The 11,806-nt window shown below is 61.4% G+C and carries 2 protein-coding genes; both read right to left on the reverse strand.

Going from position 1 to position 11,806, the window contains the following annotated elements; translation table 11 throughout:
* Window positions 1-73: 73 nt before the first annotated feature.
* The gene (locus EL199_RS11115; protein ID WP_126316082.1) at window positions 74-9,658 is read right to left on the reverse strand and encodes a hypothetical protein; all 9,585 of its coding nucleotides are present in this window, start codon (window positions 9,656-9,658) and stop codon (window positions 74-76) included.
* Window positions 9,659-9,745: 87 nt separating this feature from the next.
* Window positions 9,746-11,743, reverse strand: a complete 1,998-nt coding sequence (locus tag EL199_RS11120) for an Ig-like domain-containing protein (RefSeq protein WP_050768137.1) — start codon at window positions 11,741-11,743, stop codon at window positions 9,746-9,748.
* Window positions 11,744-11,806: the final 63 nt, after the last annotated feature.

The following is an 11,806-nucleotide window of genomic DNA, read 5'->3' on the forward strand; positions in this document are numbered from 1 at the left end:
CTGTTTGTTGTTTACGCTAAAGCGCCTGCCGCAAGGTCGCGACAGGCGCTTCGTTTAGCTTCCTGTGTTGTTGTTAGATGAGATGGCTGTGGTCATCTTGCGGCAGGTGCGGGGTTTGCGGGACGCTGTACGCGGACGGTTCGTAGCTCGGCTGCGGCGTCTGGATGTCAACGTGCGAGAGGATGTCTTCCGCCGTGAGCGTTTTGCCGTTACCCGACGCGATGTCGATGGTGCGCTCGTGTCCGGCGGCATCCGTGACGTGCAGGTGTTGCCCGCCCGCGTCGCTGCTAACTTCTGCCTTGACGTGGTCGCCGCCCGCCAGGACGATGCGGTCGCCTTCTTGCGGGTTGAAGTCGAGAATGCGGCTGTGTTCGTTCCAGCTCGCCGCGTCGTTGCTGTCCAGCAGGTAGGCGAAGGTATCCGCGCCCGTACCGCCTTCGAGCAGTTGCGCGCCGTGGCCGGCAATCAGCACGTCATCGCCCGCGCCGCCGTGCAGTTCGTGGCTAGTACTGTTTTTGCTCGCCGCGAGCAGTTCGGCGCTGTGTTCGCCTAGGTGGCTGAGGAGCGCCGCGCCGTCGAGGTTCATCAGGCCGCTGTAGGTCGCGACGTCAATGCCGTCGCTGGCCAGTACGTCGTGGCCGTCGCTGCCGTGGTACTGCGCAACGGTACTCGCTTCGTGCAGTGTCTGCGGTGCGCTGTGGTGCAACGCCGCTGCATGCGCGCTGTCGTTATGCGCCGCGTCGTCGCCGCTGTGATGCAGCACCGGGGTATCGTGCTCCAGGTTGGCTTTGTGCGGCTCCGGCGTGTTGGAATGGTTGCTGCCGTCGTCTTTCATCGGGATGTAGCTGAAGGATTCGAGCGTGACTTTTTGCGGTTTGTTCGCCGTCCAGCCACCATCTGTGTTCAGCGTCCACATATTGCTGTGGATTTGTTGCAGGTTCGGCTTGATGATGTCGGTGCTGATTTCCTTGATCGGGAATTCTTCACCGGTGTCGGCGTTGCGCAGGCTCCAGCGGATTTTGGTCGGCGTCCACTCCAGTTTGGCGGTGGCGTGCGTCCAGCTGTCCGGCCAGACGTTTTCCGGCTTGATGCCGACGCCGTGGGTGTTGGTGAACGGGTAATAGGTCGTCAGCCCCTTGAGGGTGTCGGTCCCCCAGCGCGAGATTTCCATCGCGTCAATTTCGCGGTAGCCATCGTCTTTCGCACCATCCGGATAGTTCCAGTCAAAGGTGAAGAAACCGCCAAATACGGTGTATTTGTCAAAGGTGCTGAAGTCACCCTTGAAGGTCATTTCGTAGGTACCGTAGCCCATCGAGCGGGTCGAGATGATTTCGGAGGCTACCGGGGTGTGACCGTCGGCGTTGGTAATGGAAAGGTCAAGGCTGGTGTCGTGCTGCTGCACGTTGTCCTTGGACCATTGTCCATTGGCGTGCGGGCTGCCGTGTTTGAACCAGGCATCGCGCACGACCCATTTGAATCCCGCCCAGTCAATAGTGGACTGGCCGTAATTGTTCTCGTAAGTCGGTGCGGTGCCTTCGGCGGCGACGTTCAGGCTGGAGAGGCTGTCCTTGCTTTCGGCGTGCGCCTTGCCGTCGGTGTAGCTGGCGCGGACGCTGATGTCGTGGCCAACGTCGCCGCTGGTCAGGGTGTACTGGCCGCCGGTCGCGCCGTCAATGTCCTTGCCATCGCGCAGCCATTGGTATTTGACTTCGCCCATGCCGTCTTCATCGGCAAGGGTGTTGCCCGCGTGCAGGGTTTGTCCGGCCTGTACCAGGCCGCTGACGGTCACGGTACCGGTCGGCGCATGGTTTCCACCCGGCGGGTTGTTGTCGGCAGGCACTTCGGTGGCGCTGCTCACCGGGCTTTCCGCGTGTTTGCCGTTGTCTTGGTACTCGGCCTTGACGGTGATTTTGTGTCCGGCATCGTCGGCGGTGAGTTTGTAGCTCGCACCGGTCGCGTCTTTGATGTCCACACCGTCGCGCTGCCACTGGTATTTGATGCCGTCTTGCGGCACGCCGTCTTCGTCGCTGACGGTTGCTTTCAGCTCGCCGCCCACTTTGGCGTCCCCGGTGATGGCAACGGTTCCCGCGTGGTTCGGCTGCACGGGCGGCGGCGGGTTGGTGCCGTCGTTGTTGCCCGCGATGATCGTGCCGGTTTCGCCTTCGTTGAACTCGGAATCGTTGTGCGCTTTGACTTCGCTGCCGTCAGCGACCGCTTTCGCGCCCAGGGTCAGTTTGCCGCTGGCGGCATCGAGGTTGACACTTTCCGGCAAGTCATCCGCGCTTTCCCATTTGCCGCTGTCGTTACGGTTTATTTTCAGCGTGTGCTGTTGTCCGCCATTCTCATCGGTGTACTCCACAACCAGCGCCTTGGTACCAGCAACCGGAGTAATGTCGATACTGCCCGGCTCGCCGCCTGCCGCCATTTGCGGCACGCTCGGCGGGTCGTTGTCGTTGATGGTGGTTTCGACGGTTTTTTCGTCTGCTTTCGGCGTCGCCCCCTGTGCTTCAGTGATTTCCACACGGTAGTTGCGGCCGGGCTGGAAGGTGGCGTTATCGAGCGTTGCTACATCGAAAGTCGCGCCCTGCTGCCCTTTGCTGATGGTGAGGGTGCGGGTTTCGGTCTTGACGTTGCCGTCGTCGGTCGTGCCATGCTGGATACTGACTTTGACGGTGATGTCTGCTTCCGCCGGTTTGCTCAGGCGCAGGGTGTAACCCGCGCTTTGCCCTTCATCGACCGTGCTGTCGCCAATCAGCGAGACTTCCGGCGGGGTCTGCGGTTGCGCGCCGTTGTCGTTATCGCTCACGATGGTGGCGGTATCGCTGCTGCGACTGCCCGCGCTGGCAATAGCGGTCACTTCCGTCTGGTCATCAACGGCACTCGGTGCCAGTTTCACCTTGCCGCTCTGCGCATCCAACGTCGCGCCGCCGGGTAACGGCTCGTTACCGCGGGTGTGCCACGGGCTGCCAACGCCGTCGCGCTCCAAATCCATATGGACTGCATGGCCGTGGTATTTGAAACTGACGCGCATATAGGTCGCCTCATCCGGCGGAGTAGCGCTGACACCGCCCTGCTCGGCGCCCGTGCCTTTCTCCAGCGTCGGCGCCGGGAAAGTGGGTTGCGGCGGCTGCGGCGGCGTGTTGTCAACGACCGCATTCGTCTCGCTGCTTGTCGGCGATTCCGCATGCTTGCCGTTGTCTTCGTAGGTCGCCTTGACGCTAATCTTGTGACCCAGATCGTCGTTGGTCAGCGTGTAGCGGTCTTGCGTCGCGTGGTTGATGGGCGTGCCATCGCGCAGCCATTGATATTTCACATTGGCGCTGTCAAAACCGTCATCGTCTTTCACCGTGGCGGAGAGGGTCTCGCCAACCTTCGCCTCGCCCGTGATGCTGACCGCGCCATCATGATTGGGCTGCGGTTGCGGGTTCGGCGGAGTCTGCGCGTCGGTAACCGCATTCGTCTCGGCACTCGTCGGCGATTCCGCGTGTTTGCCGTTGTCCTCATAGGTCGCCTTGACGCTAATCTTGTGACCGAGGTCGTCGTTGGTCAGCGTGTAGCGGTCTTGCGTCGCGTGGTTGATGGGCGTGCCATCGCGCAGCCATTGATATTTCACATTGGCGCTGTCGAAACCGTCGTCGTCTTTCACCGTAGCGGAGAGGGTTTCGCCAACCTTCGCTTCGCCCGTGATGGTTACGCTGCCCTCGTGGTTGGGCTGCGGTTGCGGGTTCGGAGTGCCATTGTCGCTGTCACTTTCGATGGTCTTGCGCTCGCTGAAGCGGTTCTCTGCGGTTGAGCCCGCAAAGGCGGAAACTTCCGTGTGGTCATCCACCAGCGACGGCGCCAGTTTCACCTTGCCGCTCGTAGCATCCAGCGTCACGCCCGCGGGCAACGCCGCGTTGTTCTGCTCGTGCCACGGACTGCCTACCGCATCGCGCACCAGCGTGATGCTCTGCGCGCTGCCCTGTGATTTGTAGTCAATGCTGAGGTAGTTCGCCTCGTCCGGCGGGGTGATGGTGACGCCGCCCTGTTCTGCATCCGTGCCTTTCTCCAGCGTCGGCTGCGGGAAGAGCTGTTGCGGCGGGTTATCGACGACCGGTACAGTCTCGGCACTCTTGGGTGTCTCGTGATGGTTGGCTTGGTCGTCGTAAGTAGCTTGCACGGAAATCTTGTGCCCCACGTCTTCCGCCTTAAGCAGATAAACCTTGGTTGTTTCCTTGTCGATTGCCACGCCATCGCGGAACCATTGGTACTGCACCTTGTCCGGCGCGGGCAGTCCATCGGTATCATTCAAAGTCGCGGTCAAAAGCATGCCTAGCTTGGCCTCGCCAGAAATAGTGACGGTGCCTTCGTGGTTGCCCGGCTGTGGCGGGTTGACCGGCGGGTAGTTCGGATCATCCTGCACGTTCAGGGTGAAGGTTTTGTTGTAGCTGCCGCCGTGGCCGTCGTCAGTCGTGACTTGCAGCGTGACTTTCGGCTCGGTTGCAAAGTCGAGATGTTTGCCGTCTTTGAGTTTGAGGGTGCCGTCGGCAGTCACTTCAAAGCGGTCGTCGCTTACTTTGTAGGTGTGTTGATCACCCGCGTCCGGGTCGGTCGTCGTCAGTTTGCCGATTGCCGCGCCGTCTTTGCCTTCTGCGACTTTGTCATTGTCGAGGGTGATGTCAGTCGGCGCCTGGTTGGTCGAGCTCTGCGGCTGGACGACTCCGCTTTCGGCGTCGTGGCTTTCTTTGTTGCCCGCGTTGTCGGTGTATTCGGCTTTGACGCTGATTTTGTGTCCTTCGTCTTCGGCGGTCAGGGTGTAGGTTTTGCCGGTTGCATTAGCAATTGGCTGCCCGTCGCGCTGCCATTGGTAGTTGACTTTGGCTTCGTCGAACTGGTCGGCGTCGTGGACTTGTGCGGTTAGGGTTTCGCCTACTTTGGCGTTGCCGCTGATGGCAACGTCGCCTTCGTGGTTCGGTTGCGGTTGTGGCGGGTTGACCGGCGGGTAGTTCGGGTCGTCCTCTACGTTCAGGGTGAAGGTTTTGTTGTAGCTGCCGCCGTGGCCGTCGTCAGTCGTCACTTGCAGCGTGATTTTCGGCTCGGTTGCAAAGTCGAGGTGTTTGCCGTCTTTGAGTTTCAGCGTGCCGTCAGCGGTTACTTCAAAGCGGTCATCGCTCACTTTGTAGGTGTGTTTGTCGCCTGTGTCCGGGTCGGTCGTCGTCAGTTTGCCCACCGTCGCGCCGTCTTTGCCTTCCGCGACTTTGTCATTGTCGAGGCTGATATCGGTCGGCGCGTGGTTGGTCGAGCTCTGCGGCTGGACGATGCCGCTTTCGGCGTCGTGGCTTTCTTTGTTGCCCGCGTTGTCGGTGTATTCGGCTTTGACGCTGATTTTGTGCCCTTCGTCTTCGGCGGTCAGGGTGTAGGTTTTGCCATTGGCACCGGCGATTTCCTTACCGTCGCGCAGCCATTGGTAGCTCACTTTGCTTTCGTCAAAGTTATCCGCGTCATGAACTTCGGCGGTCAGCGTCTCGCCCACTTTGGCGTTGCCGCTGATGGCAACGTCGCCTTCGTGGTTCGGCTGCGGTTGTGGGTTGGGATTCGCCGGGTCAACTACCGGGGCGCTCGCCGCGCTGGTCGGTGCTTCAGAGTGCTGCGCGTTGTCGGTGTAGGTCGCGCGCACGCTGATGGTTTTGCCCGCATCATTTGCGGTCAGCTGGTAGCTGCTGCCGGTTGCACCGGCGATGGCAACACCGTTCGCCAGCCATTGGTACTGCACGTTCGCAGGCACGCCGTCATCGTCGTTAACGGTCGCGGTCAGGGTTTCGCCCACTTTCGCCTCGCCCGTGATGCTGACCGTGCCTTCGTGGTTAGTCGGCGGAACCGGCGGCTGCGGATTCGGATTGGCGGGGTCAACCACCGGCGTGGTCGCCGCGCTGGTCGGTGCTTCGCTGTGTTGCGCGTTGTCGGTGTAGGTCGCGCGCACGCTGATGGTTTTGCCCGCATCATTTGCGGTCAGCTGGTAGCTGCTGCCGGTCGCACCGGTGATGGCAACACCATTCGCCAGCCATTGGTACTGCACGTTGGTCGGGACACCGTCGGCATCATCGACTTTGGCGGTCAGGGTTTCGCCCACTTTCGCCTCGCCCGTGATGCTGACGGTGCCTTCGTGGTTAGTCGGCGGAACCGGCGGCTGCGGGTTCGGATTAGCGGGGTCAACCACCGGTGTGGTCGCCGCGCTGGTCGGTGCCTCAGAGTGTTGCGCGTTGTCGGTGTAGGTCGCGCGTACGCTGATGGTTTTGCCTGCTTCTGCGGCGGTCAGCTGGTAGCTGCTGCCGGTCGCACCGGCGATGGCGACACCATTGGCGAGCCATTGGTAGGTAACGTTTGCCGGTACGCCGTCATCGTCGTTAACGGTCGCGGTCAGTGTCTCACCCACTTTCGCCTCGCCTGTGATGGTGACGGTGCCTTCGTGGTTAGTCGGCGGAACCGGCGGCTGTGGATTTGGGTTCGCCGGGTCAATCACCGGAGTGGTCGCGCTGCTGGTCGGCGCTTCAGAGTGCTGCGCGTTGTCGGTGTAGGTCGCGCGTACGCTGATGGTTTTGCCAGCTTCGGCGGCGGTCAGCTGGTAGCTGCTGCCGGTCGCACCGGCAATGGCGACACCATTCGCCAGCCATTGGTAGGTAACGTTTGCAGGCACCCCGTCATCGTCGTTAACGGTCGCGGTCAGCGTTTCGCCCACTTTCGCCTCGCCCGTGATGCTGACGGTGCCTTCGTGGTTAGTCGGCGGAACCGGCGGCTGTGGATTCGGATTGGCGGGGTCAACCACCGGCGTGGTCGCCACGCTGGTCGGTGCTTCGCTGTGGTTGGCGTTGTCGGTGTAGGTCGCGCGTACGCTGATGGTTTTGCCCGCATCATTTGCGGTCAGCTGGTAGCTGCTGCCGGTTGCGCCTGCGATGGCGACACCATTGGCGAGCCATTGGTACTGCACGTTGGTCGGGACACCGTCGGCATCATCGACTTTGGCGGTCAGGGTCTCGCCCACTTTCGCCTCGCCAGAAATGGTGACGGTGCCTTCGTGGTTGGTTCCAGGCGGGGTTGGCGGCTGCGGGTTCGCTGGGTCAACGACTGGCGTGGTCGCGGCGCTGGTCGGCGCTTCAGAGTGCTGCGCGTTGTCGGTGTAGGTCGCGCGCACCGTGATGGTTTTGCCCGCATCATTTGCGGTCAGCTGGTAGCTGCTGCCGGTTGCACCGGCGATGGCAACACCGTTTGCCAGCCATTGGTAGGTAACGTTTGCAGGCACCCCGTCGTCGTCGTTGACGGTCGCGGTCAGGGTTTCGCCCACTTTCGCCTCGCCTGTGATGGTGACGGTGCCTTCGTGGTTAGTCGGCGGAACCGGCGGCTGCGGGTTCGGATTGGCGGGGTCAACGACTGGCGTGGTGGCCGCGCTGGTCGGTGCTTCGCTGTGGTTGGCGTTGTCGGTGTAGGTCGCGCGTACGCTGATGGTTTTGCCCGCATCATTTGCGCTCAGCTGGTAGCTGCTGCCGGTTGCACCGGCGATGGCAACGCCATTGGCTAGCCATTGGTAGCTAACGTTTGCCGGTACGCCGTCGGCATCATCGACTTTGGCGGTCAGGGTCTCGCCCACTTTCGCCTCGCCCGTGATGCTGACCGTGCCTTCGTGGTTAGTCGGCGGAACCGGCGGCTGCGGGTTCGGATTGGCGGGGTCAACCACCGGCGTGGTGGCGGCACTGGTCGGTGCTTCGCTGTGCTGCGCGTTGTCGGTGTAGGTCGCCCGTACGCTGATGGTTTTGCCAGCTTCGGCGGCGGTCAGCTGGTAGCTGCTGCCGGTCGCACCGGCGATGGCAACGCCATTCGCCAGCCATTGGTAGGTAACGTTTGCCGGTACGCCGTCATCGTCGTTAACGGTCGCGGTCAGTGTCTCACCCACTTTCGCCTCGCCCGTGATGGTGACCGTGCCTTCGTGGTTCGGCTGCGGTTGTGGCGGCTGCGGGTTCGGATTGGCGGGGTCAACCACCGGCGTGGTCGCCGCGCTGGTCGGTGCTTCGCTGTGGTTGGCGTTGTCGGTGTAGGTCGCGCGTACGCTGATGGTTTTGCCTGCTTCTGCGGCGGTCAGCTGGTAGCTGCTGCCGGTTGCACCGGTGATGGCAACACCATTGGCGAGCCATTGGTACTGCACGTTGGTCGGGACACCGTCGGCATCATCGACTTTGGCGGTCAGGGTCTCGCCCACTTTCGCCTCGCCAGAAATGGTGACGGTGCCTTCATGGTTGGTTCCAGGAGGAGTCGGCGGCTGCGGGTTCGGCGTCGGGTAGTTCGGGTCGTCCTGTACGTTCAGGGTGAGGGTTTTGCTTACGGTGCCGCCGTGGCCGTCGTCGCTGGTGATTTGCAGGGTGACGGTTTTTTCGCTCGTGTAGTCAAGGTGCTGCCCGGCTTTGAGTTTGAGGGTGCCGTCGGCGGTGACTTCAAAGCGGCTGTCGCTCACTTTGTAGGTGTGTTTGTCGCCTGCATCCGGGTCGGTCGTGGTCAGTTTGCCGATTGCCGCGCCGTCTTTGCCTTCCGCGACTTCGCTTGCTGAAAGCTGGATGTCGGTCGGCGCGTGGTTTTGTGGCTGCGGCGGCGGGGTGCTGCCGCTGTCACTGACTGGCTGTGTTGCGGTGCTGATGGGGGCTTCGTGGTGGTTGGCCTGGTCGTCGTAGGTCGCCTGCACCGTGATTTTCGCGCCTTTTTGTGCCGCAGTCAGGGTGAAGGTGGCATCGGTCGCGCCCGCTATCGGTTTGCCGTCAGCCAGCCATTGGTATTTCACTTTGGCGCTGTCAAAGCGGTCGTCGTCCTTGACGGTCGCGGTCAGCGTCTCGCCTACTTTGGCGTTGCCGTTGATGGTGACGGTACCCGCTTTGTTTGGCGCGGGTTGTGGGTTCGGGTTCGGGTTCGGGTTCGGGTTGGGGTTGGGGTTGGGGTTGGGGTTGGGGTTGGGGTTGGGTTGCGGGTTCGGGTTGGGTTGCGGGTTCGGGTTGGGGTTGGGTTGCGGGTTGGGGTTGGGTTGCGGGTTGGGGTTGGGTTGCGGGTTGGGATTGGGGTTGGGGTTGGGTTGCGGGTTGGGGTTGGGGTTGGGGTTGGGGTTGGGGTTGGGGTTGGGTTGCGGGTTGGGCGGGTTGTCGTGATGGTCGTTTTTGTGGTGTTTGTCGTGGTTGTGTGCGGCAATGGCGATACCACCGGCAACGAGGCCGACCGCGCCGATGGTGCCGAGGACGCCCAGGGTGGAAGGCCCGCCGCTGCTGCCCGCGGCAACTGCGCCTTCCGCGCCGCTGGTGTAGGCGGGCGCGGTTTCGATGTGCTCAGCCAGCACGTGTTCGGGGGTGACGATGACCGGATAGCGGTAGAGTTCGCCGTTATTCTGCATGCCGACCAGCGCCCCTTCGCCGCGCGCGAAGTAGTCTTTGATGATGAGGTCGGTGCCGCTGCTGTTGTCAAAGGATATAAGCAGGTCATCACCGCTGCGCGCGGTGTCGATGCGGACCGGACCAGTGCCGGTCGCCGCGTCGGTGAATTGGTAGTACGCGCCGTTCACGGCGTCGATTTGTTCGACGCGCGCGGTGTTCAGGTCGTAGTGGGCGATGGTGTGGCCTTCGGCGGTTTTTAGGGTGAGGGCGATGTTGCTCATTTTGGCTTCCTTTCTTGAGGTTTAGGGGTTAGGGGGTTGGCGGGCGTTTTTGTCGCTCTGCGCCTCTCTAGTGGGAGTGGGGCTTGTTTAGAGGATGGTGATGGCATTCATGATTTCATCTACGCCGGAGGCATGACCACCGTGTGAATGGCTTTGTGCGGTGTTGTTGTAGCCTTCGTTGTTGATGATAGGGGTGTTGTTCTGGTCAGGGCTGAAGGTGTCCGCATCTTTGCCGCTTTCCAGGAATTCCACGCCGTTACTGCTGATGAGGGCGTCATCGCCGTCGCTGCCGCGCAGGGTGACGCCGGGGCTTTCGGTTTCCAGTTTTTGCGGGATGTCGTGATCCTGCACCTTGATGTAGTCAAGCGGTGCCTGGCCGTCGTGTTGTACCAATTGGGCGTAGTCGTCCAGATTGATGTTCGGGCTGACCAGTACTCCGCCATCGTGGATTTCGCTCGGCGCGTCGTTTATATGTCCCGTGCTATCGCCGGTTTGGGTGAGGTTGTCGTGTGTCAGCGCCGGCTCTGTGTGCTGGATTTCGTTTGTGCTTTCGGGCGGGGTACTTTCGCCGTGGTGGATGCTGTGTTCGTGGCTGTTGAGGCTGGCGGTAACGCTGCTTCCCGCAGGCGGCGAGTTTTCCAGACTCAGCGGGGTCTCGTAATGGCTGGCAAGTTGGTCGTCATCGCTGTCCATTGAGGTCGGAATCTCGTCCCCTCTGGCATCATCCGTGATACTCATTTTGTCCGCCGGCGTGTGCTTCAGCGGGTGAATGAGCGGTTGTGTATTCGCCTCCTGTACGCTGTCTTTCATTTTGCTGGAAGCAGCCTCTGGGTGCCCTTTTTCATCCTGGTATTCCGCGTGCACGCTGAGGGTTTTGCCTTTGTCGCCCGCCTGGATTTCGTATTCTTTGTCGGTCGCGCCTGGGATTTCTTTGCCATCGGCCAGCCATTGGTATTTGACGCCGTCTTTCGGCACGCCGTCTTCGTCTTTGACGTTCGCGCTTAGTTTTTGGCCGACTTTGGCTTCACCGCCAATTTCTACGCTGCCGGGGTGGTTATTGCCCGCATCGTCGTAGGTGATGCTGACTTTGGCGCGGTTGTAGCTTGGGTTGCCGTTGCGGTCTTTCAGGATGTATTCGACTGGGTCAGGATTGCCCGTGGTGAAGCTCGCCAGCGGGGTGAAGGTGATGTTGCCGCCGCGGCTGACGCTCCAGGTGCCTTGTTTTTCGACCACGAGGGTGCTGACCGCGTTGCCATATTTGTCGATGAGTTTGACGCTGTCCGGATCGATATCGCCTTGCGGGTCGGTATCGTTTTCGGTGACTTTGATGGTGAGGCTTTCCGGCGGCGTGCCGCGTTTTGCCAGAACGGGATCGTCCTTGAGGAAGGGTTTGTAAGCATCCGGGCTCGGGTTGGGAATGCCCGGATTTCCAGGGTTACCGGGATTTCCGGGGTTGGGATTGGGGATGGGTGTCGGCGAGGTTCCCGGATTCGGGCCGGGTGCGCCCGGATTGGGGCTCGGTAGTGGTTCCGGCGAGGGGTTAATCGGGGTATTTGGCTTGGGTTCGGGCTCTGGCATCGGTTTGAAGGGCGGCGGTTCCGGTACGGGCGGTGCCGGGGCGGGCGTGCTGCCGCCTTTGCCGCTATCGTGGCTCGCCAGCGCAACGCCACCCGCTACAAGCGCGACGCCGCCCAGTAAGGCGAGCGGGGTGATGGTGGACGCGGTATCGGCTTCAATCGTGCCCGCGCCTGCGATTTCTTCGGCGAGTATGTGTTCCGGCACGCTGGCGACGGGGTAGCTGATTAGCCCGCCGTCAGCATTGATGCCGACAAGTGCGCCCTGTCCCTGGGTGAAGTAGTTTTCGATGATGAGATTGCTGCCGCTGTCGAAGGTAACGAGCAGGTCGCTGCCCTGTTTGGCGGTCGTGATGTGCTGCGGGCCGAGGCCGGTGGCAAGGTCGGTGAACTGGTAGCTGGCACCGTTAACCGCCTGGATATGTTGCGTTTTCCCTGCTGTATCAAGTTGATATTGGCCAATCACGTCATTGGCTGCATTGTGTATCTCAAGGGTGATTTGTCTGGACATCGCTGCTTCCCTGAATTCCATTACATTTATGCTGCAAAGAGTAGCAATTTTCTTGCCATCATG

Origin of the sequence: Cardiobacterium hominis (assembly GCF_900637305.1) — a bacterium.
GTDB classification, from domain to species: domain Bacteria; phylum Pseudomonadota; class Gammaproteobacteria; order Cardiobacteriales; family Cardiobacteriaceae; genus Cardiobacterium; species Cardiobacterium hominis.